Genomic DNA, 23605 nt, shown 5'->3' on the forward strand with positions numbered 1-23605 from the left:
ATGCTAAATCCACGATAGATCACGGAGAATCGGTGAAGCTGCTGCGTTCCCTCCTGTTCGTCCCCGGGCACCGTGCTGCGACCTGGGGCGCAAAGGGGGTGGCCAGCGGCGCGGACGCACTGATCTTCGACCTCGAAGACTCGGTGCCGGCCGACCTGAAGGCGCAGGGCCGGCGCACCGTTGCCGCGGCCGTTCAGGAACTTCGCGGTCAGCACCCGAATCTCGGTCTCTACGTCCGGCTGAACTCCTTGGACAGCGGCCTGGTCGCCGACGACCTCGAGGCCGTCGGCGTGGCCGGACTCGACGGGTTCGTGCTGCCCAAGACCTACGGCCCGCTCGACGTCGTGCGCTTCGATGCGCTGGTCGCGGAGGCCGAGCGCCGGGCCGGCCTGCCCGAGCAATCGCTCGAATACATCCTGGCGTTGGAGACCGCGGAGGCCTACGCGACGTGCGACCAGCTCGCCACCGCCTCGCCTCGGGTGGCCACCCTGTTCGCCGGGACGGCGCGTGACGCTGATGTCGCGCGCTCCGTCGGCTTCCGGTTCACTCCCGGCGGCCTCGAGACCTTGTACCTGCGGAGCAAGGCTCTGCTCGCCACCCGGGCGGCGGGCCTGGAGCACCCTCTGATCGGGCTCTGGCAGGACATCCACGACCTCGAGGGATGCCGCCAGTTCGCGTTCGATAATCGCGGCCTCGGCTACCGCGGTCAGGTGGTCATCCATCCGTCGCACGTCCCTGTGGTCAATGAGGTGTTCTCGCCGTCTGCGGCAGAGGTCGACTTCTACGAGGGCATGATCCAGGCCTTCGAGGTGGCGGAGCGCGACGGCATCGCGGCGATCGACTACGCCGGCCAACACATCGACTATGCCCACATCAAGACGGCGCGTGAAGTCGTGGCCCTCAGCCAGAGGCTGTCGGTATGACCGGTCTCTACTACGAGGAGTGCGAGCCGGGCCTCGTCTTCGACCATGCGATCCGACGGACAGTCACCGAGACCGACAACACGCTGTTCTGCGCGCTGACCCTCAACACCGCGGCCGTCCACCTGGACGAGGAGTACGCCAAGGGCACCGTGTTCGGCCAGCGGCTCGTCAACAGCCTGTACCTGCTCGGACTGGTCACCGGCATCAGCGTCCCCGAGACCACCCAAGGCACCACCCTGGCCAATCTCGGCTTCGAGGACGTCCGGTTTCCCAAGCCGGTCTTCCACGGCGACACCATCCACGTCCGCACCGAGATCCTCGACCGGCGAATCTCGTCGAGCCGGACCGACTCGGGCATCGTGCGGTGGCGGCACTTCGGAATGAATCAGCGCGACGAGATTGTGTGCGACTGCCGGCGGGTGGCGCTGATGTACTACCGGGAGCCCCAACCCGTGACCGCAGGCGGCGGCTGATGCGCGGCTCCAACTTGTTCGCCACGGCGGACGGGGCGACCTGGCTGCCGTCCCAAAAGGACCTTGAGCGCAGCCGGTTGCGTGCGGCCATGGAGTCGTGGGGCTACGACGATGTGGCCGCCCTGCACCAGGCCTCGGTCGATGATCCGCAGTGGTTCTGGCCGGCTGTGGCGGCGGACCTGGGCATCGAGTTCAGCTCGCCCTTCCACATGGTCCGCGACGACTCGGCCGGTCCCGAGTTCCCGCGCTGGTTCGTCGGAGCCACCTTCAACATCGTCGACTCGTGCGTCGAGCGGCACGCGATCGCGTCCTACGCGGACAAGCCGGCCGTCTGTTTCGAGGGTGACGCCGGGCAGTACCGGGAGATCAGCCACCGCATGCTGGCCGCCGAAGTGCATCGCGTCGCCGACGCGTTCGCCGAGCTCGGCGTGCGGAAGGGGGATTGCGTCGGCCTATTCCTGCCGGCGGTGCCTGAAGCCGCTGTCGCGTTCCTGGCCTGTGCCCGCTTGGGCGCGATCGCCGTGCCGATGTTCTCCGGCTACGGCGCCGGTCCGGTCGCCGATCGCCTCAACGACTGCGCCGCCGTCCTGCTGGTGACGGCCGACCACACGACCCGGCGCGGTCGACCGGTCGAGATGAAGGCGATTGCAGACGAGGCGCTGCTGCGCGCCCCCGGCGTGCGCACGGTGGTCGTGGTCCCGGCCGGCGAGCCCCGGTCCGACGCGATGGTGGCCGGTCGCGACCTCTGGTGGGGGGAGCTCCAACCGCTGCAGCGCAGTGCCGCCGCCGAGCGGCTGGACCCGAACCACCCGCTGATGATCATGTACACGTCCGGCACGACCGGTCGCCCCAAGGGCATCGTGCACTCGCACGTCGGATACCTGCTGAAAGCGGCATTGGACTTCGGGTACGCGTTCGATCTTCAGACCGACGACGTCCTGTCGTGGATCGCGGATCTGGGATGGAACCTGGCGCCGCTGATGATCGTCGGCGGGCTGCACCTCGGATCGACGATCGTGCTGATTGAAGGTGTGCCGGACTATCCGACCCCCGACCGGATCTGGGAGATCGCCCGGCGCCGCAATGCGACCGTGCAGGGCCTGGCCCCGACCGCGGCCCGGATCCTGCAGACGCAGACCGAAGGATTCCAGCCGGGGTTGCCGCTCAGCCTGCGGGCCTTCGTCTCCACCGGTGAGGCCTGGGACAGCACCTCGTGGACCTGGCTCTTCGCGACCGTCGGCCAGCGCCGGCTGCCGATCCTCAACTACACCGGCGGGACCGAGGTCGGCGGCGGAATCCTTTCTGGCTACACGATCCTGCCGCATCGGGGGCCCAGCTTCTGCGGTCCGCTGCTGGGCATGGACGTCGCGGTTCTCGACCCGACCGGGGACCCGACCGTCGGAGGGCCCGGCGAACTCGCGCTGCTGAACACCTGGCCGGGCATCGCCCTCGGGTTCTGGCACGACGACGAGCGGTTTCTCTCGACGTACTGGCGGCAGTTCCCGGGCACCTGGGTGCACGGCGACCTGGCCCAGCTGAGCCCTGACGGGTACTGGGACATCCTCGGTCGGAGCGACGACACGATGAAGATCGCCGGTCGGCGGGTGGGGCCCGGCGAGGTCGAGTCCGCCCTCCTGGCCGCGCCCGGGGTGAAGGACGCCGCAGTCGTGGGCGTTCCCGACGACGTGCGCGGCCAGCGCATCGTGGCCTTCCTGGTGCCCAAGGACCTCGCGGCGTTGGAGCTGAAGGTCGTGGAGGAGCAGGTCGCGCAACGGATCGGTCGCTCTCTCGTCCCGAGTGCTCTGCACCTGGTGAGCGGACTTCCGAAGACGAAGAACGGCAAGACCATGCGGCGCACGATCCGAGCGCGGTACCTCGGCGAGGCACTGGGAGACCTGACCGCGCTGGATGCAGCAACGCCGGTGGAGCAAATACCGGTCCTAACAGAACTGTCCGCCACCGGCCGTCCGAGCTCGGGCGTGACCGGCAAGAGCGACGGCTACGGGAGAACTACATGACGCTGACCTCAGAGTCGGATCTCGAGCTGATTCGCAAGACCGTGCGTGGTCTCGCCAATCGCTTCACCCTCGACTACTGGCGAGAGAAAGACCAGACCGGTACGTACCCCTGGGAGTTCATCCGCGCCTTCGCCGAAGGCGGATGGATGGGCGCAATGATCCCGGAGGAGTACGGCGGCCTCGGCCTCGGACTCACCGAGTCGGGCGTCATGCTTCACGAGATCGCGCTCTCCGGCGCGGGAACCGGCGGAGTGTCCGCCATCCACTTCTCGGTCTTCCCCTCGGGCCCGATCCTGCGGCACGGATCCGAGGAGATGAAGCGGACGTACCTGCCTGAGCTCGCAGCGGGCCGGCTGCTGATGGCCTTCGGCGTCTCGGAACCCGACGCCGGATTCGACACCTCCCGAATCTCGACGCGGGCGGTCCGTGAGGGCGGCAAGTGGCACATCACCGGGCGGAAGGTGTGGATCACCAATGCCCAGAACGCGCACCGCCTCCTCCTGCTGGCCCGCACCTCGCCGCGCAACGAGGAGCGCCCGCTCGACGGCATGACGCTCTTCTTCACCGACCTCAACCGTGACCGCATCGATGTCCGCGAAATCGAGAAGCTCGGCCGGGCGTGCGTGGACTCGAACGAGTTGTTCATCGACGATCTCGTGGTGGGAGACGAGGACGTCATCGGTGAGGTGGGCAAGGGATTTCGCTACCTGCTCGACGGCCTCAACCCGGAACGGATTGTCGTCGGGATGGAGCAGACCGGGCTGGGCCGGTGCGCACTCGGCCTCGCCGTCGACTACGCGAACCAGCGCGTGGTGTTCGACCGTCCGATCGGCAAGAACCAGGCGATCGCTCACCCGCTGGCCGACTCCTGGATCCGGCTGCACGCGGCCGAGCGGGTCGCCATGCACGCAGCCGCGCTCTTCGATCAGAACCTGCCCTGCGGGCCGGAGGCGAACGCGGCCAAGTTCCTCGGCAGCGAGGCGGGCTTCGAGGCCTGTGACCGTGCGATGCAGACGTTCGGGAGCTTCTCCTACTCGAAGGAGTTCCACATCGAACGGCTCTGGCGGGAATCCCGGTTGCTGAAGATCGCGCCCGTCTCCCAGGAGATGGTGCTGAACTTCGTCGCTACCAACGTGCTCGGCCTCCCGAAGTCCTACTGAGTCCGCGTGACGAGCAATGCGCCGGCGCCGGCGCTCGATCCCGCCCGGCTGCTGCAGAGTCAGATCGCGGTCGTCACCGGTGCCGCACAGGGCATCGGTGAAGCGATTGCCCGCAGGTTCGCGCAGCACGGCGCGCACGTCGTCCTCGTCGACCTCAATCGGGACGCGTTGGAGCTTCTCGCCCTCGACCTGGCCTCCGGCCCCGGGAGCGCTTCGGTCGTGTGCGCCGATGTGAGCTCGCCGGAGGACCACGAAACGGTGCATGCGCACTGCCGCGACGACCTCGGCGGCGTGCACGTCCTGGTCAACAACGCCGGCATCAATCGCGATGCCTATCTGCCGAAGATGTCGCTCGCGGACTTCGACCAGGTCATCTCGGTGAGCCTGCGCGGGGCCTGGCTGGGAATCCGCACCTTGTCGCCGCTCATGCGCGCCGGGTCCGGTGGCTCGATCGTCAATATGTCCTCGCTGGCCGGGAAGATCGGCAACCCGGGCCAGACCAACTACTCGGCCGCGAAGGCCGGGCTGATCGGCCTGACCAAGGCCGCGGCCAAGGAACTCGGCGGGTTCGGCATTCGCGTGAACGCCGTTCAGCCGGGGCTGATTCGGACCGCAATGACCGAGCGGATGAAGCCGGAGGTGTGGCAGGCGAAGGAGGCCGAGGTGCCACTTGGTCGCGCCGGAACCCCGGACGAAGTGGCCGCCGCGGTCCTGTTCCTCGCCTCCCCGATGGGTGGCTACATCAGCGGAGCTGTGCTGGAGGTCAGTGGTGGCCGTGGCATCTAAACGAGAGGTAGACCATGCTCGCTCGGTACAAGGAGTTTGACCGTCTCCGCTTCGAGAACCCCAGCCCGGGCGTCCTGGAGCTGGTGTTCGAAGGCCCTGGCCTGAATGCGGTGGACGAAGAGATGCATCGCCAGCTGCCGGAGATCTGGCCGGTCATCGACAAGGATCCGGAAGTCCGGTGCGTCCTGGTCCGCGGTGAGGGCAAGGCGTTCTCGGCCGGCGGAAGTTTCGATCTGATTGATGCTCAGATCAACGACTATGCGGTGCGCGTGCGGGTCCTTAGGGAGTCGCGGGATCTGTTCTACAACGTGATCAATTGCTCGAAGCCGATCATCTCCGCCATCCACGGCCCCGCTGTCGGTGCCGGCCTGGTGGTGGCCTTGCTCGCCGACATCTCGATCGCCGCGACCGACGCCCGGATCATCGATGGACACACTCGCCTCGGCGTTACGGCCGGGGACCACGCCGCGATGGTGTGGCCGCTGCTGTGCGGGATGGCGAAGGCGAAGTACTACCTGCTGACCTGCAAGGAGATGTCCGGGGCGGAAGCCGAACGCATCGGCATCATCTCGTTGGCGGTGGAGCGCGAGGAGTTGTTCGGCACCGCGCGCACGATTGCGGCCGACCTCAGTATGGGAGCGCAGGAAGCCATCCGGTGGACGAAGTTCTCGCTGAACAACTGGTACCGGGCGCAAGGTCCGATCTTCGAGGCGTCGCTCGGCCTTGAGTTCCTCGGCTTCGGTGGTCCTGAGGTTCGCGAAGGCGTCGCCGCTCACCGGGAGCGCCGGGCCCCGGTGTTCGTCCCGGATGCGGGATGACCTCACCTGCTGGGGTTCAGGTGCGGGTAGCGGGCGCCAAGTCGATCAGTGAGTTGCTCTTCGCCCCCGCCAGCATCGCCATCGTGGGTGCCTCGAACGACCCGGCGAAGCTCTCCGGTCGCCCGCTCGACTACCTGCGCACCTTCGGGTTCGCCGGCTCGGTGTACGCCGTCAATCCGTTGCGCCCCGAGGTGCAGGGCATCGCGACCTACCCGAGCGTGACGGCGATCGGAGCGCCAGTCGACCTTGCGGTCATCGTGGTTCCCGCCGGCCTGGTGCCTGCGGCCGTGGCGGATTGCGCCCAGGCCCGCGTCGGCGTTGCCATCGTCTTCGCGTCGGGGTTCGCCGAGGCCGCCGCCGGGGGCGCCGACCTGCAGAGCGAGGTCGACGCGGCGATGGCCGGGTCGTCCCTGCGGTTGCTCGGGCCGAACTGTCTCGGATCCTTCGCGCTGCCGGCGAAGGCCTTCGCGACGTTCTCCTCGGCGTTCGACGAGGCAACGGCGGTGGTGGACGAGCCGATCGCGCTGGTCACCCAGAGCGGCGCGGTCGGCACGTTCATCTACAGCACCTTCGCGCGCCTAGGCGGCGGCGTGCGCTACTTCGCCAACCCGGGCAACGAAGCCGACCTGACTGTTCCAGATCTCCTGCTCGATCTGGCCGGCCGCGACGACGTCGACATCCTCGCCGGTCACCTCGAGGGTTTGCGTCGTCCGGACGTGCTCCGGGAAGCCGCGGCCACGGCCCGGGCGGCCGACAAGCCGATGATCCTGATCAAGGCCGGCCGGACCCCGGAGGGTGGCCGGGCCGTGGCCGCCCACACCGCTTCGGATCCCGGTGATGACGAGGCCTTCGCCGAACTGGCCCGGGCCGAGGGCATCGTGCGGGTCGACGGCATGGAGTCGATGGTCGACACGCTGCTGGTCTTCCGGCCGCGCCGGCGCGCTGGTGGCCGCCGGGTCACGATGGTCACCCAGAGCGGCGGGGCCGGCGCGCTGGCTGCTGATGCGACGGTCCATGAAGGCCTGGACCTGGCTCCCTGGTCGGCGTCCGATCGTCGCGGGCTCGAGCAGTGCCTACCGGCTTTCGGCTCCGCCCAGAACCCGATCGATGTCACCGGCCGGTTGCTCACCGACCCCGCGCTGCTGCAGCGGGTGCTCGCCGAGGTCGTGGCGCATGATTCGACGGACGTCGTCCTCGTCCTGCTCGGCAACTCCGACCGGGGCGCCGACGTCATCGTCGAAGGTCTCACCCGCGCCTACGAGTCCACCGTCAAGCCGTTCGTGGCGGTGTGGACCGGGGGCAATGGATGGGCGCGCCAGGAACTCCTCCGGCTCGGAGTCCCGACGTACACCGATCCGACCCGGGCCGTCCGGGCGATCGGGCACCTGGTGAGATTCAGCGAGAGCCGAGCGTCCGGAGTTCGGGGCTGATGCCGGAGCTGGAGCAAGTGGACGTTCTCATCCTCGGCTGCGGTGCGGCCGGTGTCGCGGCCGCTTTGGCGGCCCGCCGAGCCGGCGCCGAAGTAGCGATGATCGAGCACCAAGCCGAGGACCGGCACACGCCCAACACGCGGATGTCCGGCGGCTGGTTGATGACCCTGACCGATGAGGTCGCCGGCCGTGGCTACCTGACGGAATGCGCACAGGGTCTGGTCGAGGACGACCTCATCGCCGGATGGGCCCGGGGCGCGGTGTCCTTGCCGACGGAGCTCAAGGCGCTGGGCGTCGACCTCGAGCTCGCCGACACGGCGACGTGGGGACTCTCCCGGCTGGATGTGGAGAAGGACAGCTGGGCCGAGCACGCCGAGATCCCGGGCGCCGATTCGGTCCGGGTCTGGCGGACCGTGACCGACCTTCCGTCCACCTGCCCGGCGGCCGGCGGGCTGGCGACGGCCACGGGCACCGTCCTCGGTGGCGAGGCGTTGTACCGCGGACTCATGCACGCGGTCCGGGCTGCCGGGGTGGAGGTGCGGTGGGGGATCGAGCCGATCTCTCTGATTCTGCGCCAGACCGCGGATGGCACAACGGTGGCCGGCATTCGGTGGCTCGAGGGCGGAACCGTGCGCGAACTCCGCGCCCGGGGCGGAGTCATCCTGGCCACCGGTGGGTTCGGAGCCGGTCGGGACCTGATCCGGGAGTTCCTGTCCGTCCCGAACACCCGCTTCTACGGCAACCCGGGCAACGACGGCAGCGGACTCAAGCTGGCCATGTCGGCCGGGGCGGCGTTGGCGCGGATGAATCGCATGGTGGGTCGCGGCGTGATGAGCTTCCCGCTTGCCGACGGCGTAGAGCTCGGCTTCATGGTCATCATGAAGGGCGGCGGCTATGTCATCTGTGACGACCAGGGCGCCCGGTACGCCGATGAGTACGACCAGGCGATGCAGCAGCATTCCTTCTTCCACCACATGCAGCACGTGGATCCGCACACCCATCGGTACAGCCGCTCGCCGTCGTTCTACGTCTTCGACGAGCGCCGTCGGCAGTCGGGTCCGCTGACCTACCAGGACCGGGGCGCCTGCGGTGTGGGCCTCTACGACTGGAGCTCGGACAACCAGCGCGAGATCGACGCCGGATGGATCTCGGTGGGTCCGACGCCGGCGGCCGCGGCGGCCGCGGCGGGCGCCGGTTCACCGGAGGCGTTCGAGGCGGCCATCGCCGAATACAACCGCGGCTGCCAGGCCGGGAGCGACTCGTTCGGGCGTCCCGCTGACACGCTGATCGCGCTGGACCAGCCGCCGTACTACTGCGTGCCGCTCTACATCGGTGGTCCCTACGTGACCGGGGGACCACAACGGAACGCCGAGGGCCAGGTTCTCGGCGTGCGCGGCGGACCGGTGCCGGGTCTGTTCAGTGGCGGGGAACTGGGACAGGCGATCGGGCTGCTCTACCCGGCTCAGGGCGCCTCGATCTCCGAGGCCTGGTGCAGCGGAGCCATCGCCGGTGCTTCGGCCGCACGAGCAGCTGGTGACTCGCGCCGGTAGACCCTGGCGCAGATTAGGCATAATATATTTATGATCCGCCGCCGTAGGAGGCATTCCGTGAGCAGCAGCGACCTGGCGCCGACCCCGGGCACCACGTGTCCTGTGGAGAGGATCGACATCACGTGCCCGGTGGAGAAGATCGCTGGCCTTGCGGACGCGTTCGCGACGCTGCGGTCGAAGGATGTCCTGCACTCGGCGGCAATCTGGTCTGCTGCCCACCGGGACCCGACCCCCGAGGCGCTCACCTGCCTGCGCGAGTACACCGACAACGTCATCACCTTCGCCAACGGGGAGTCCCACCGCGGTCGTCGGCGCCTGCTGAACCAGCTGGTCCGCCCGGAAGCGATCGACGTCATCCGCGACACCATCGTCCTGCCGAGGTCGCGAGAGCTGCTCCAGCGACTGGCTACCGGGCCGGACGCCGAGGGCCGGTACCGCTTCGACCTCGTGACCTTCTGCGAGCGAGTGTTCCTGCACTTCTCCGCGAAGTTCATCGGCTTCGTCGGGACCGAAACCGACGAGCAGATGGAACGTCTGCGGGGGTGCGTCGGGCCGCTGTCGGGCGCCGTCGCCTCTGCGTTCTACAAGGATCGGGCCGGCATCTTGGCCGCGGCTGCCGAGGCCAAGGCCCGCTACATCGAGGAGTTCTACCTCCCCTCGCTGGCCGCCGCGCGGGCCGCCCTCGCCGACCGTCCGGCGGATGAGTCGGGCGCCGTCGAGCCGCCGCGGAACTTCATGGAGATCGTCGCTAGTGGCGTGCATGCCGAATGGGACGACGAGGCGCTGGCCATCCGGGACTCCGTCCTGCTGTTCTCGGCGAGCGTCGGATCGAGCACGCAGACCATCGTGAATGCCGTCGCGGGCCTGACCACCTGGTTCGCCGAGCACCCCGAGGACTACGAGCAGAGCACGGACTACAACTTCCTCCTCGATGCGATCCAGGAGGCGCTGCGCCTGAACTCCCCGTTCTCGCCCTACGTCACCCGGGTCGCAGCCCGCGAAGCCGTCGTCGGAGAGCACACGCTGGCCGAGGGTCAGGAGATCCACGTCTATCTGCCGACCGCGGGTCAGGATCCCTCGGTGTGGGGCCCCGACGCAGCGGCCTTCAACCCGCGGCGACCAACCCCCGAGGGCTGGAACCGCCACGGAATCGCCTTCAGCGCCGGCCCGCACCAGTGCCTGGGTCAGCGGGTGGTTCTCGGTAGCGACGGCACCGGCGGGGCGCACGTCCGCGTTCTGCAGACCCTGTACCGCGCGGGCGTGCAACCGGATCCGGACAGCCCGCCGAAGTCGATCGAGCGGGTGGTGCGGGAGCAGCCCGACCCGTTCGAGGTGGACCTGAAGCGCTGGACGTCGTACCCGGTCGTGCTCGACGACCTCGACCCGACCGACTCCTGATGGCCAACAGAAAATTCGATCCCGAAGTCGACGTCGAGCCACTCACGTCGTGCCCGGCTTTCGCCGTGGACGGCTGGGACGACGTGGTCGCCACGCTCCGGTCCAAGGACATCGTTCATTCCGCCGCGATCCTGGCCGGCGCGCACCGCGACCCGGAGCCAGGCGGACAGGGCGAGGTCTGCCTCCGCGAATTCATCGGCAACGCCCTGACGTTCTCGAACGGCGACTCCCATCGCACCCGCCGCCGGGTACTGAACCAACTGGTCCGGCCGGCCGCGCTGGACGTGTTTCGGGACGAGGTCATCGCGCCGGAGGCGGCAGCGCTGCTGCCCCGCGTTATCCACGGACCGGGCGAGGACGGCAAATACCGACTCGACCTGATCAAGTTCTGCGACCGGGTCTTCCTCCACTTCGCCGCGAAGTTCATCGGGCTGGTGGACATCGACACCGACGAGCGGATGGAGCGGCTCCGGGAGTGCGTCACCCCGCTGTCCAACGCCGTCACCTCAGTGTTCTACAAGGACCGCGCGGCGATCATTGCGCAGGCGCTCGAGGCCAAGGACCAGTACCTGAAGGAGTTCTACCTCCCCTCGCTGGAAGCGCAGCGCGAGTGGCGGGCCGGCACCGACGGGCGGATCCCCGACGACCTGCCGATGAACTTCCTGCAGCTCGTGCTCGAGGGTTCGGACCCGCAGTACGCGGATCAGGACCTGGCCATCCGTGACTCGGTGATCCTGTTCGTCGGATCGGTCGCCTCCAGCACGATGGCCATCGTCAACACGGTGGCGGACCTGGCCGGCTGGTTCGCCGAACATCCCGAGGACCACGAGCGCCGGACCGACTATGGGTTCCTGTTCGACGCGTTGCAGGAGTCGTTGCGGCTGCGCTCGCCGTTCTCGCCGTATGTGTTCCGGATGGCCCGTCGCGACACCTCGATCGGTGGTGAGCCGGTCCAGGAGGGCCAGGAGCTCCATGTGTCCATCCCGCGCGCCGATCGTGACCCGAGCGTGTGGGGGCCCGACGCGGCCCGATTCAACCCGCGGCGTGAGGTGCCCGAGGATGTCCGCCGGTACGGCATCGCATTCGGGGTCGGGGAGCACCTGTGCCTGGGCCAGCGCGTGGTCATGGGCAGTGACGGCACCGGCGGCTCGCACGTTCGGGTCCTGCAGTTGCTCTACGCCGCCGGGGTCCGGCCGGACCCGGACAATCCACCGGCCGTGATCGAGCGGGCCGACACCGGCGCGAAGTCGGACGGGCTCGACCTGCCGCGCTGGTACGACTTCCCCGCTGTGCTTGAGGACTGGACGCCGGCTCAGGCCGAGGCGGCGCGCCCATGAGATGGAGGACCCGATGAGCATCCAAGACGACGACGAGGTGGTCGCGCCGCTCACGTCCTGCCCCGTGGCGCATGTCCGCGGCTCGGCGGCGGCGACGGCTGCGCTGCGCTCGAAGGACCTGCGGAACTCGGACCAGATGTGGGCCGGGATCTTCCACCAGCCCGGCGTGGAGTCCGAGACCTGCTTGCGTGAGTTCGTGAAGAACGACATCACGTTCACCAATGGGGAAGCCCATCGGACCCGGCGCAAGCTGCTCAATCAACTGGTCCGACCTGCCGCCCTGGACCTATTCCGCGACGAGATCCTCGAGCCCCAGTCGGTCACCCTGCTGCCGCGCTTCGTCACCGGTCCGGATGCCGACGGCCGCTACCGGGCCAACCTCAACCCGTTTTGCGACCGGCTCTTTCTGCACTTCGCGGCGAAGTTCGTCGGCCTGGTCGGGCTCGACACGGACGACCAGATGGAGCGGCTACGGACGCTCGTCAGCCCGATCACGGCGGCCTTCAGCTCGGCGTTCTACGACAACCGCGCCGAGATCCACGCGGCGGCGCTGGATGCCAAGGCGAAGTACATCGAGGAGTACTACTACCCGTCCCTGGAGGCGCAGAGGCTGGCGCTGAAGGAGAAGGACGCCGCCGGTCCGGACGCTGATCCGGAGCCGATGAACTTCCTGCAGTTGGTGGCCAGCGGAGCGCACCCGGACTACCTGGATGAGCAGCAGGCCATCCGCGAGTCGCTCATCCTGTTCAACGCATCGGTCGGGACCAGCACCCAGACGATCATCAACTGCGTCGCGGACCTGAGTGCCTGGTTGGAAGAGCACCCCGGGGACCGGGTTCGGTGCGAGGACGACAAGTTCCTGTTCGCCGCCATGGAAGAGTCCTTGCGGCTGCGGTCTCCGTTCGCCCCGTATCTCTTCCGGCTGGCGGCCCGCGATACCCGGATCGGCGATCAGGATGTGATCAAGGGTCAGGAAGTTCATATCTCGATCCCGGCCGCGAACCGGGACACCGCGGTCTGGGGTCCCGATGCGGCGGCCTTCAACCCGCTCCGCACGACGCCGGGTGATCTGCGGGCCTACGGACTCGGCTTCAGCGTCGGGCCGCACCAATGCCTGGGACAGCGGGTCGTGATGGGCAGCGACGGAACGGGGGGCGCCCACCTGCGCGTGCTGTCCCGGCTCTTCGCGGTCGGCGTGCGTCCCGATCCCGACAACCCGCCGGCCATCCTGCCGCGCTCGGCGAAGGTCGTACAGCCGACCGACGATGCAGGCGAGCCGATCGATGTGGTGCGCTGGACGTCGTTCCCGGTGGTGTTCGATCGGTGGGACCCCCAGGCCGAAGCGGCCAATGCCACGGCTCCCTGAGAAGAGGAACGACCATCCCTGATTTCTCGTGGGCCGAGCGCGACGACTGGGAGCGGGCCTGGGACCCGCTGGTGGCGCAGATCGGGCAGGACTTCTCCGAGGGCTCGTACGACGCCCTCGACGCCATCGAGGCGGGCGCGGTCCGGCGGTTTCTTGAGCCGTTGGAGTTCGACTGTCCGCTGCATGTCGACGAGCAGGTCGCCGCGGCCCACGGCTATGCGGGGATCATCGCGCCGTACAGCGGCCTGGCGACGTGGATCTCGGCCGGGCTGTGGAACTCGGGCGACGAGCCGATCTATGCCGGGGCCGACCGCAATGCGCACCCGCGCTGGCGGGTGAATCCGTACCCCACGCCAGGGCCGGACATCAACGGACGCACGGCCACCGACCTTCAGTACGACTACGTGCGGCCGTTCGCCGTGGGGGACAAGCTGCGTTCCTGCGGGCGGATCCTGACCTCCGTCACCCCCAAGGAGACACGAGTCGGCCGCGGCGCTTTCTTGACCTGGGAGTCGAAGGTCGTCAACCAGGTGGACGCGCTGATCGCCGAGGTCCACTTCGGGGTCTACAACTACGTCGCCCGCGTGCGCGGGTAGCGGGAGCAGACATGGCGGACTGGACGTCCCAGCGGTACTGGGAGGACGTGGCGGAGGGCGACAGCCTGCCCGCGCTGGGCTTCCCGCTGTCCGTGCACCGGCTCATCGTGGCCGCCGGCGCGAGCAAGGACTTCGCGCAGATTCATCACAACACCGAGGTTGCCCGGGCACAGGGCGCCGGTGACATGTACGCGAGCAACGTGCTGCTGCTCGGTATGTGGGAGCGCGTCGTCCGCGAGTACATCGGTCTGGACGGCGTGATCGTGCGCATCGGACCGCTGCGGATGAAGCAGTTCGCGACGGCGGGCGAGACGGTGACGGTGCGGGCGAGCGTGACCAGGAAGTGGAGCGAGGACGATCGCGCTCTGGTGGAGATCGCCCTGCGTTCCGAGATCTCGACCGGCGATGCCGTGACCGGTGTAGTTCGGGTCGCACTGCCGCGGAGAACGCCCGTGGCGCAGACGCCGTGACCATCCGGTCCGGCTCAACCGAAGGCGGGTCTCGCGGCGTGGATACGACCAAGGCACTGGACGCGATCATCAATCCGAGTTCGGTCTGCATCATCGGGGCTACTGAGGGCACCCGGATGTCGGGCCGATCGCTGACGCACCTTCTCGCCCACGGCTACGGCGGCGAGATCTACCTGGTCAATCCCCGACGCCAGGAGGTGGCAGGCCGGGTCTGCTACCCCTCGGTGGCGGCATTGCCCGAGGTGCCGGACACCGCGATCATCGTCAGTCCCGCCGCCACCGTGCTGCCCGTGCTGCGGGAGTGCGCCGAGCGGGGCATCCGGACGGCGACGGTGGTGGCGGCCGGGCTGACCGAAGGTGCGGCGGGCGCCGACGCGGAGCAGTTCCGGACGGCGCTTCGCGCCACCCTCGATGAGACCGGGATGCGGATCCTCGGCCCCAATACGCCTGGCCTGGTGAACCTTCGCGCGAAGTACGCCCCGCGCGCCGCCTCCCTCGGCCCGGCCGACACGATGGTTGCCGGAAACCTGGGCATCGTGTCCCAGAGCGGTGCCCTCGGCCTGACCGCGTTGAACAAGGCCGTGCTACACGGCGTGGGTGTCCACGCTGTCGTGCACACCGGCAACCAGTTCGACATCGACGTGTGGGATGTCGCGGAGTACTTCCTCCAGGACGACCGCGTCGAGATCATCGCGATGGTCATCGAAGGCTTCAAGGACCCCGACCGGTTCCTGGCCGTCGCCGCGGCCGCGCGGGAGGCGCGCAAGCCGATCCTCCTGTTGAAGGTGGGGACGTCCCGGGCCGGCGCCGCGGTCGTCACCACCCACTCCGGTGCCCTCGCGGGTGAGGCGGCGGTGCATCGCTCCGTGCTGGCCCAGGCGAACGTCGTGCAGGTCGACGACATCGATCAGCTGTGGGAGGTCGCCCAGCTCTTCCAGCGATGGGGAGTTCCGCGCGCGCCGATCCGGCGGCTGGCCGTGGCGGCGTTGTCCGGAGGCGAAGCCGCGATCGCCGCGGACATCGCCGAAGCGAGCGGCTTCGAGCTCCCGCCGCTGTCGTCGGCCACCGTGGCGAAGCTGGAGCCGCTGTTCTCTTTCGCCGAGTTCGGCAACCCCTTCGACATCACCGCTCAGTTCACCTCCGATCCCTCGCTGATCGACAGCACGCTGTCGGCGCTGGCCGCGGACTCCAACTTCGACGCCCTGCTCGTCACGCTGTCGAACATGCCGCCCAACGCGGCGACTGATCTGATCGCGACCTGGATCGCCGACCACGCCGAGGACGCCCGACCGGTGGGTGTGGCCTCCCGGGTCGTGTCCAGCTACGCCCTTCCCACCCGACTCGAGTGGGCGGCTGGGCAGGTGCCGGTGCTCGAAGGTTGCGAACGCTTCGTCGGAGCACTGCGGCTCTACAGCGACTACGCCGGCAGCCTGGCGGATCGACTCGACCGCCACGTCCGGCGGCGGTCGCAGTCCTGCCAGCACCACGGTGGCGATGGAGCGTTGGCGGCGGCGCCGCGCATCCTGGGCTATTGGGAGTCGCGCCAGATCCTGGGCGAGCTCGACCTGCCCTTCAACAACGCGGCCATCGTGGCGACGGCCGCGGATGCCGAGGCGGCGGCATCGCGGATGACGATGCCGGTCACGGTCAAGGCCAGTTCCGTCGACATCGTGCACAAGGCCGCTGTGGGTGCCGTCCACGACCTCGTCCCCAGCGCAGCCGAGGTGGGCACGATTGCCGCGGGCATGCTGGCGCGCTGGTGGCCCTCCGGTCCGCCCGCTGTCGCCGCGGGGGAGGGCGTCATCGTGGAAGGCTTCGTGCAGTCGCGGCTAGCGGTCTTCGTCGGATGTCGACGCGATCCGGAGTTCGGGCCGATGGTGCTCTTCGGCCTGGGTGGCAGCTATGCCGAGGCTTATGGCGACGTACTCAGCGTGCCGTGGCCGAGCGCGGCGGACGAGTTGCCGGTGTTGGTCGAGCGGTCGCGGATCGGTGGGTTGCTCGGACGGCTCGCGTCATCGGCGGTGGGCGAACTCGTCCGCCACCTGAGCACGGTGGGTGAGTGGTTCGCCGAACATCCAGACGTCGAGTCGGTGGACCTCAACCCGCTGCTGGTCAACGGTTCCGGAGAGGGGTGTTTCGTCGACGCCCGGGTTGCGCTCTTCTGAGCTGCGCGTTGTGCGCGGCCTCACGCGTGGCGTGGCACCTGTTATCCGACCCGAACCTAATATATAATGCGAGCATTTCCCTGCGTAGAGAGGACTGCCGTGAGCGTCGAGATCTCCTCCGGCCGCTTCACTCGCGACCAGCTTCCGGAACAGGTCGCGGCCTACGTGCGCGAACTGATCGTGTCCGGCGAGGTGCGGCCGGGCGAGTTCGTGCGGATGGAACCCATCACGAAAGCGATGGGCGTCAGCAACACCCCCGTGCGCGAAGGCTTGCTGGTCCTGCGCAACGAAGGCTTCGTGGAGTTGGTTCCGCGCCGCGGTTTCGTGGTCGCGAAGTTCACGCGTCAGGATGTGCGTGATCTGTTCTGGGTTCAGGGCATGGTCGCCGGTGAACTCGCAGCGCGCGCCGCCAAGATCGTGACCGAGGAAGAGCTGGCGGACCTGTCCGACCTGCTCGACCAGTACGAGCGTGCTGTCAACGAAAGCGCGGGCGATCAAGTAGCACGCCTAGGGCACAGCTTTCACCGTCGGATCAACATCGCGGCGGATTCTGATCGGCTGACGCTGTTGCTCGGATCGGTCGTCAAGCATCTGACGAACCGCTTCTACGCGGCCATCGAGGGCCACGTCGACGCGACTCTGCAGGATCACCCGGCGATCCTGGACGCGCTGCGCAAGCGCAAGCCCGAGGAGGCGCGTCGACTCATGGAGACCCACATCCTCGCCGGCGCGGACCGGCTGATCGCGTCGCTCGAGGAGCAGGGTCTCTGGACCGACGATGGCGAGGTCAAGGCCGCGGGTCGGAGTGTCGCGTCGGTCGCGTCCGCGAACGGCCGCGCCCCTCGACGCCGGACCTCGGGCTGAGGTCCGGCCGCGCTACCAGTCGGCGAAGAAGGACGACGCCTCCGTGAGGACGGCATCCATCCCCAGATCACCGAGGAAGAGCTGGCTGTAGGCGAGCACCTGGGCTGCCTGTTCCTTGGTCACTCCGAAGTGCCGCGCCATGTACAGGGCTCGGCGCAGGGCGTCCGGCTGTTTCCAACAGGCCGCGAGCTGCACCTGGCACAACGCGATGAACTGCGTCGGCAGCGCCCCGGAAAAGCTCGTCTCGAACCGGGCACGGAAGCCGATCAACGCCAGCGGGAAGTGCTCGCCGAAGAAGGCAACGTACGGCGGCACCTCCCCCTGCACCCTCTCGTGCCACCGCGTGATCGCGGCGATGTCGGCCGGGTCCACCTCGGTGGCGCCGTCGTAGTCCTCGAAGTCCACGCCACTGCGGAATGCCTCGCTGTCGGAAGCCCATCCCTGCGGCCAGGGCAGTCCGGGGCCGTCATCGGCGGGGGACCAGCTCGCCAGCAGTGGCTGACACACACGCGCCGCCGTGGCCATCCCACTCATGCCGGAGTGCAACCAGGCCATCGAGAGGATGTCGGCGACTTCGTCCCGTCGGCCACCGATGCGCTTGGCCAGGAACAGGTCGGCGGCGATCCCTTCGGGGTAGCCGATCACCGTGTTGTAGTGGCCGGCGATCATCGAACACACCGGGGGATTGGGCATGCCGGAGGCCAGTCCCATGCCCTGGGTCACGATGTCGGCGACGAGACGGAACCGCTTGAGGGTGTCGGGCCGCAGGTCGTGCATCATCGGGATGAAGCCGAAGACCTCGTCGAGCTTGCCCGGACCCAGCAGGGCGTCGTAGCGCCCGACGAGCCCGGTCCACTCCTGGTCGCTGAAGCTGGTTGTCCAGTCCATCGGCGTGCGCCTTCCCGGATCGTTCGGGGACCTTGCCCGTCCCGGTCATATCATATATTTTGTGACTGCTGCCCGGCGCGATCGTCGGTTTGCGAGGACGCTGAGGCTCGGAAGGACGCCGGATGGTTGCCCAAGAGGAGTTCGATCACGTCGCGTTAGCCGGTGAGGTGGACCCCTACGCCATCGTGCGCGGACTGCGGGAGCAGTGCCCGGTTGCGCACTCCTCGCAGTACGGAGGGTTCTACGCGTTCACGCGTTTCGAGGACGTGTGGAACGCCGCGCTGGACACCGCGGCCTGGTCCTCAGCCGAGAACGGGGCCACGATTCCCCGGTACTCCCCGATCAACCTGTTGCCGATCGAGTGCGATCCACCCGACCACTCGGTCTACCGCCGGATGTTCCTGCCGCTCATGTCCAGGTCGGCCTTGGCGCCCCTCGAGTCGCGGATGCTGGAGGTCGTCAACGACCTGCTCGATGAGGTCATCGAGCGCGGTGAGTGCGACCTCGTGGGAGATGTGCTGTTCCCGATGGCGACCGTCGGGCTTTCGCACCTGTACGGGCTCGACCCGGAGCAGACCGAGAAGATCGAGCGCAGCGCGGTGAACGCCCTCAAGCTCGGCGGTCCCGAAGCTGCCATGCCGTTGTTCATGGCGTTCGCCGAGCTCGTGGGCCAGCGTCGGGCGCAACCGGGCGAAGACATTCCCAGCATGCTCATCGCCGCTCGGGTCGACGGCGAGCCGATCCCGGAGCAGGACCTCATCGGGGCGTGCGTCTCGGTGTTCTCTGCCGGCTTCGACACCGTGGTCAGCGCGTGCGCGCACTCCTTCGACCTGCTGGAGTCGAATCCCGACCAGCGGGCGTGGCTCATCGAGGACCCGAGCCGGATTCCCAACGCGATGGAAGAACTGCTGCGCTACGTGTCCCCGCTGCCCGGACTGGCCCGCACGGCGACCGCTGATCTCGAAGTGGGGGACTGCAAGATTCCCAAGGGCGACCGGGCGATGTTGATGTTCCTGGCGGCGAATCACGACCCCGAGCAGTACCCCGAACCCGAGAAACTGCAGCTGGATCGCAACGCCTCGAAGCACGTCGCCTTCGGTGCCGGGCCGCATCGCTGCCTCGGTGCCCCGCTCGGTCGGCTGGAGCTCGAGGCCGCCCTGCGCGTGGTTCTCACCCGCATCCCGGACTACACGATTCCTGATCGCTCGAAGGTCGTCCGCGTCGGCGGCGTGACCCGCACGGTGACGTCCCTGCCCATCAGCTTCACCCCAGGCCCTCGGCTCAAGCCGCCGGCCGCCAATGTCGGCTGAACGAGGAGTCTGGCTGTGAAGTCAAAGGCGTCGATCCTGCGCTCATCCCCGGGGGAGTACGAGTCGGCTGTCGTCGAACTCGACACTCCGCATCAGCACGAGGTGCTGGTGCGCCTGGTCGCATCCGGGTTGTGCCACTCCGACGACCACGTTGCCAAGGGCGACCTGATCCCGCCGCTGCTGCCGTTCTGTGGCGGTCACGAGGGTGCCGGAGTTGTGGAGGAGGTCGGGTCGGCCGTCGTCGGCCTGGCGCCCGGTGACCACGTCGTCTTCTCGTTCATCCCCAGCTGTGGCCGGTGCCGCTACTGCGCGCGGGGGCAGCAGAACCTGTGCAACAACGGCCTGCACGCCTTCACCGGCGAGCGGCTCGAAGAGCCCGGCAGCTTCCGGATGACGCTGGACGGTGCGCCGGTCGCCCAACTCGCCTCGGCCTCCACGTTCTCGGAGTACACGCTGGTCGATCAGCGATCGCTGGTGAAGGTGCCCGAGGAGTACGACCTCACGAAGATCTGCCTGCTGGGCTGTGCGGTGGGCACCGGGTGGGGAGCGGCCGTGAACTCGGCCGCCGTCCGGCCTGGCGACACCGTGATCGTGATGGGCGTCGGTGGGATCGGAATCAACGCCGTCCAAGGCGCCGCCAACGCGGGCGCCCTGCACGTCATCGCGGTCGATCCAGTGGAGTTCAAGCGGGAGAAGGCGCTGGAGCTCGGGGCGACGAAAGCGTTCGGCAACATGGCCGAGGCGGCGGACTTCGCGCGGAGCGTCACCGACGGCCAGGGCGCGGACTCCTCGATCGTCACCGTCGGCGTCACGACGGGTGAGCACATCGCGGAGGCCTTCGCCGCGATCGGTAAGGGCGGGACGACGGTCGTGACCGGCATCGGCCCGATGACCGCCGTGGGAATCCCGGTCTCCGCCGTTGATCTGACGCTCAATCAGAAGCGCCTACAGGGGTCGTTGTACGGCGCCTGTGCACCCAGCGCCGATGTGCACCAGCAGCTCGCCCTATACCGCAGCGGCAAGCTGAAGCTGGATGAGCTCATCACGACGACGTACAAGATCGATGAGATCTCCAAGGCCTACGAGGACCTGCACGCCGGCAAGAACATTCGTGGCGTTGTGCTGTTCGACTGACCGTCGCCCGATGAACGAAGAAGAGGACCCGTCGTGGAGAGTAAACCGTTGACCGAGCACGAGATCGGTCCTGTGGACGATGTGAAGCCGGGCTTCCTGCGACAGGTCTCCGTCGACGGCGTCGGCCTGTGTGTCGGCCGACTGATGGACGGCACCTTGTTCGCGGTCGATGAGATGTGCACCCACGAGGAGGTGTCTCTCGTCGACGGCTACGTGGACGGTGACGAGGTCGAGTGTCCCGCGCACGGCTCTCGGTTCGACGTCCGAACCGGAGCCGTCACCGGAGAGCCGGCGCGTGTGCCTGTGCGCTGCTTCGCGCTCCGCGTCGAGGGCGAGAAGACGTTCGTCGCACTGTAGGGCTCCTTCTCCCACGATGAGCAGGAAGCGGACACGAGTGGACAGCACAATGCACGTTCCAGCGTCGTCGACGGCGCTCTGGATCGCCGACGACGTCGCGCTGCTCTTGCAGGATGCCAGCACCGGCCGGTGTGTGGTGTCGCCGCAGGAGCGGAGGGCGTGCCTGGGTGCAGCGGTGTTGCTCGACCTGATCCTCGGCGGGAGCCTGCGGTTGGCCGGGACGGCCATGATCCCGACCGGCGAACGCGGCGAAGGCGCGGCCGACGTGCGGCCGGCGGCGCACGCACTCGTTCTCGGATCGCTGTCACGGCGTGCGCTCACCCCTCGACGTGCCATCCAAATGCATGGTGGTCGGGCGGCACGGCTGGTCTTGGAGAGGCTCGTGGCGGACGGCCACCTCGCCCTGCGCGCCGGGGCAAGCTCCTGGTTCGCCACCGAGCGCCGTTGGTACCCACTCCACGACCGCGCCGCGAGGGTCCGCGATCGCTTCGGCGACGCGCTGGCAGCGGGTCAGCCGGCGGACCATGCAACCGGGGCTTTGTTGGCCGTGGTGAACGGCGCCGGCCTGGTACCGGTGATCCTGGGGGCCAGGTCTCCTGCTTCGGCGCAGGCCGCATGCGACGTGGAGGAAGCGGTGTTTCGAGGATCAGGCCTTGGTCCGGATGTCGCGGCGGTGAGGGTAGCCCTGGCGGCCGAGATCGAGCGGGCGACCGTCGGTCGCCTGCCGATCCTGTGACGACCCATCCGACGGTAGCGGACGGGCCTCACCCCGACGTTGCGATGGGATTCGCTCACGTCGCTTTCTCTACGCCAGTGTCAGGTCAGGGGCCGTTCGTGGAGCTGTTCTGTACCGAGATCCTGCAGTTGCTCCCGCACCTACCGTTGTGACGCCCGCTCATAACCCAGAGGTCGTAGGTTCAAATCCTACCCCCGCTACGACCCGCAGTCCGGTCTGAACAGCGAGGAGCAGCAGAGCGTGGTCGCGTCGGCCTTCCCAGCGGGCGCGGTCCGGGGCGGCGAGCAGCGCGTCGACCTCGCCGGGTGAGAGGTAGGTGACGACGGCGCGCTGGCAGCGCTTCGGCGGTATCGCCAGCACGTGTGCGATCACCGATGCGTGTTCGGGGTGACGCAGCGCAGCGAAACGGAACAGCGAGTGCACCGCGGCCAGGCGGGCGTTGCGGGTCCGGGCGCTGTTGTGGCGGTCGCGTTCGAGGTGGTCCAGGAACGCGCCGATCATCGCGGCGTCGAGGTCGCCGATCTCCAGGGTGTGGGGGGCTTTGCCGGTGCGGTCGTGGACGAAGCTCAGCAGCAGCCGGAACGTGTCGCGGTAGGCGAGCACGGTGTGTGGGCTGACCCGGCGCTGGGCGATCAGCCGGTCGGTGAAGAAGGCCTGCAGGGTCGGGGCGAGGAGGGTCATGCCGGGCCCCCGAAGCTGGCTTCGAGCCGCGCGGCGGCCAGCGCGAGGAGTTCGGGTGCCGCGGTGAGGTACCAGTAGGTGGCGGCGGGGTCGACGTGACCGAGGTAGGTCGACAGGGCCGGCATCCGGGCCTGCACGTCTTGGCCGTCGCGGTACCAACCGAGCAGGGTCGCCACCGCAAAGGAATGGCGCATGTCATGAATGCGCGGACGGGACCCCACCGCCCGCTCCTCGATGCCGGCCTCATGCAGCAGCCGACGGAAGATCGGCTGGACGGTGGCGTGGCACAGTCGCGCCCCTGATACCGAAACGAAGAAGCTTGCCGTCTTCGGCGACGGGCACAGGCTCTCGCGCCGTAGGTCGTACTCACGCAGGGCGTCCAGGGTGCTGGCATGCAGGGGAAGCTGGCGGGACTTGCCGAATTTGGTCTCCCGCACGAGCAGGCGCCGCCCGGCCCAGTCGATGTCATCGCGGTCCAGGCGCATCGCCTCCCCGCCCCGCATCCCGGTGCAGGCCAGCAGAGCGATCAGCGTCGCGAACGTCGCCGAGCGCAATGGGCCAGGCAGGTCCCGGGCCGCGGTGATCAACGCCGCGATGTCGGCCTCGGAATACAGGTAGGGCGTGGCGCGATGGGCCCGGCCCGGCAGCAGGTCCGTCGGCGGAACCTCGGCGGCGGCGTCGATGGTCTGTAGGTAGCGGGCGAATTGGCGCACCACACCGAGTCGCTGGTTGATCCAGACCGGACTCGCGCCCGCGGGCAGGCCCGCCCACGCGAGCGCGACCTCGATGGTGACCGTCTCGATTCCGGCGCGGGCGGTGAAGACCGCGAAGTCGGCGAGCAGACGCCCCGGCGCTTCCAGCTTGAACCCCAGCGCGCGGCGTATCGCCAGGTAGGCCTCGACATGGTCGCTCAGCGCGGTCATGACCGCGCCTGCGGCCACGGCCGGGCCAGCACCGCGAGGGCGGTTCCGTCGACCTTGGCGTAGATCGCGGTGGTGAGCGCCCTGGCGTGGCGAAGGACCTGACCGACTTCGGTGAGGTCCGCCCCGGAGCGCAGCAACTCACTCGCCGTCGTGTGGCGCAGCCGGTGCGCACCGCAGGGCGCGACCCCGGCGCGGTGGCAGGCGCGCCGCACGACCGCGGAC

Annotated in this window: 22 protein-coding genes and 1 pseudogene; 19 read left to right on the top strand and 4 right to left on the bottom strand. The window is 68.5% G+C overall.

Annotation, left to right across the window (positions count from 1 at the left end; translation table 11 throughout):
* The first annotated feature begins 32 nt into the window (after positions 1-32).
* The 15 genes from H0X00_RS00510 (at position 33) to H0X00_RS00580 (ending at position 17354) form a co-directional block, all read left to right on the top strand.
* Positions 33-923 (top strand): CoA ester lyase, encoded by an 891-nt coding sequence (locus H0X00_RS00510; RefSeq protein ID WP_293766485.1) that lies wholly within the window; start codon positions 33-35, stop codon positions 921-923.
* The gene (locus tag H0X00_RS00515) at positions 920-1396 is read left to right on the top strand and encodes a MaoC family dehydratase (RefSeq protein ID WP_293766487.1); all 477 of its coding nucleotides are present in this window, start codon (positions 920-922) and stop codon (positions 1394-1396) included. Before H0X00_RS00510 ends, H0X00_RS00515 begins: the two co-directional genes overlap by 4 nt.
* Positions 1396-3414, top strand: a complete 2019-nt coding sequence (locus H0X00_RS00520; protein WP_293766489.1) for an AMP-binding protein — start codon at positions 1396-1398, stop codon at positions 3412-3414. Before H0X00_RS00515 ends, H0X00_RS00520 begins: the two co-directional genes overlap by 1 nt.
* Positions 3411-4574 (top strand): acyl-CoA dehydrogenase family protein, encoded by a 1164-nt coding sequence (locus tag H0X00_RS00525; protein WP_293766491.1) that lies wholly within the window; start codon positions 3411-3413, stop codon positions 4572-4574. Before H0X00_RS00520 ends, H0X00_RS00525 begins: the two co-directional genes overlap by 4 nt.
* A 6-nt stretch (positions 4575-4580) precedes the next feature.
* The gene (gene fabG / locus H0X00_RS00530; protein WP_293766493.1) at positions 4581-5360 is read left to right on the top strand and encodes a 3-oxoacyl-ACP reductase FabG; all 780 of its coding nucleotides are present in this window, start codon (positions 4581-4583) and stop codon (positions 5358-5360) included.
* Positions 5361-5374: 14 nt separating this feature from the next.
* Entirely contained in the window at positions 5375-6178 is an 804-nt protein-coding gene (locus tag H0X00_RS00535) for an enoyl-CoA hydratase/isomerase family protein (protein WP_293766495.1), read from the top strand.
* Positions 6175-7608 (top strand): CoA-binding protein, encoded by a 1434-nt coding sequence (locus H0X00_RS00540; protein ID WP_293766497.1) that lies wholly within the window; start codon positions 6175-6177, stop codon positions 7606-7608. The genes H0X00_RS00535 and H0X00_RS00540 overlap by 4 nt, the downstream gene beginning before the upstream one ends.
* A 17-nt stretch (positions 7609-7625) precedes the next feature.
* On the top strand, positions 7626-9158 hold the full coding sequence (locus tag H0X00_RS00545; protein WP_293766499.1) for an FAD-dependent oxidoreductase: 1533 nt from the start codon (positions 7626-7628) through the stop codon (positions 9156-9158).
* Positions 9159-9215: 57 nt separating this feature from the next.
* Positions 9216-10556: a cytochrome P450 gene (locus H0X00_RS00550; RefSeq protein WP_293766501.1), complete on the top strand. Its 1341-nt coding sequence runs from the start codon at positions 9216-9218 to the stop codon at positions 10554-10556.
* Complete coding sequence (locus H0X00_RS00555) at positions 10556-11893, top strand: cytochrome P450 (protein ID WP_293766503.1); 1338 nt, start codon at positions 10556-10558, stop codon at positions 11891-11893. Before H0X00_RS00550 ends, H0X00_RS00555 begins: the two co-directional genes overlap by 1 nt.
* Before the next feature lie 13 nt (positions 11894-11906).
* Complete coding sequence (locus H0X00_RS00560; protein ID WP_293766505.1) at positions 11907-13259, top strand: cytochrome P450; 1353 nt, start codon at positions 11907-11909, stop codon at positions 13257-13259.
* Positions 13260-13330: 71 nt separating this feature from the next.
* A complete protein-coding gene (locus H0X00_RS00565; protein WP_293766507.1) occupies positions 13331-13855 on the top strand; it encodes a MaoC family dehydratase N-terminal domain-containing protein in 525 nt (174 codons plus the stop codon).
* A gap of 11 nt (positions 13856-13866) precedes the next feature.
* A complete protein-coding gene (locus H0X00_RS00570; RefSeq protein WP_293766510.1) occupies positions 13867-14325 on the top strand; it encodes a hypothetical protein in 459 nt (152 codons plus the stop codon).
* Positions 14326-14363: 38 nt separating this feature from the next.
* Positions 14364-16490 carry an acetate--CoA ligase family protein gene (locus tag H0X00_RS00575; protein WP_293766512.1) on the top strand — a complete coding sequence of 709 codons (2127 nt, stop codon included), beginning with the start codon at positions 14364-14366 and terminating at the stop codon, positions 16488-16490.
* A 99-nt stretch (positions 16491-16589) separates the two neighbouring features.
* Entirely contained in the window at positions 16590-17354 is a 765-nt protein-coding gene (locus H0X00_RS00580) for a GntR family transcriptional regulator (RefSeq protein ID WP_293766515.1), read from the top strand.
* A 12-nt stretch (positions 17355-17366) separates the two neighbouring features.
* On the opposite strand, the gene H0X00_RS00585 is transcribed toward H0X00_RS00580, so the two are convergent.
* Positions 17367-18242: a hypothetical protein gene (locus H0X00_RS00585; protein ID WP_293766517.1), complete on the bottom strand. Its 876-nt coding sequence runs from the start codon at positions 18240-18242 to the stop codon at positions 17367-17369.
* Positions 18243-18364: 122 nt separating this feature from the next.
* Between H0X00_RS00585 and H0X00_RS00590 the strand changes: the two genes are divergently transcribed.
* Genes H0X00_RS00590 through H0X00_RS00605 form a run of 4 tightly spaced genes read left to right on the top strand, consistent with a single transcriptional unit; the run spans position 18365 to position 21779 of the window.
* A complete protein-coding gene (locus H0X00_RS00590) occupies positions 18365-19552 on the top strand; it encodes a cytochrome P450 (RefSeq protein WP_293766519.1) in 1188 nt (395 codons plus the stop codon).
* A 15-nt stretch (positions 19553-19567) separates the two neighbouring features.
* Positions 19568-20686, top strand: a complete 1119-nt coding sequence (locus tag H0X00_RS00595; protein ID WP_293766522.1) for an NDMA-dependent alcohol dehydrogenase — start codon at positions 19568-19570, stop codon at positions 20684-20686.
* Between the two features lie 33 nt (positions 20687-20719).
* A complete protein-coding gene (locus H0X00_RS00600; protein ID WP_293766524.1) occupies positions 20720-21043 on the top strand; it encodes a non-heme iron oxygenase ferredoxin subunit in 324 nt (107 codons plus the stop codon).
* Positions 21044-21092: 49 nt separating this feature from the next.
* Positions 21093-21779 carry a GPP34 family phosphoprotein gene (locus H0X00_RS00605; protein ID WP_293766526.1) on the top strand — a complete coding sequence of 229 codons (687 nt, stop codon included), beginning with the start codon at positions 21093-21095 and terminating at the stop codon, positions 21777-21779.
* 201 nt (positions 21780-21980) lie between these two features.
* On the opposite strand, the pseudogene H0X00_RS00610 reads toward H0X00_RS00605, so the two are convergent.
* The 3 genes and pseudogenes from H0X00_RS00610 to H0X00_RS00620 form a co-directional block, all read right to left on the bottom strand.
* Positions 21981-22460, bottom strand: a pseudogene (locus H0X00_RS00610) (tyrosine-type recombinase/integrase); the annotation flags it as partial.
* Entirely contained in the window at positions 22457-23383 is a 927-nt protein-coding gene (locus H0X00_RS00615) for a tyrosine-type recombinase/integrase (RefSeq protein ID WP_293766530.1), read from the bottom strand. The gene H0X00_RS00615 and the pseudogene H0X00_RS00610, both read right to left, overlap by 4 nt.
* Positions 23380-23605 (bottom strand): tyrosine-type recombinase/integrase (locus H0X00_RS00620; RefSeq protein WP_293766532.1); only part of this gene is annotated, 226 nt, incomplete at its 5' end. The genes H0X00_RS00615 and H0X00_RS00620, both read right to left, overlap by 4 nt.

Source organism: Sporichthya sp. (genome assembly GCF_013815995.1).
GTDB lineage: Bacteria > Actinomycetota > Actinomycetes > Sporichthyales > Sporichthyaceae > Sporichthya.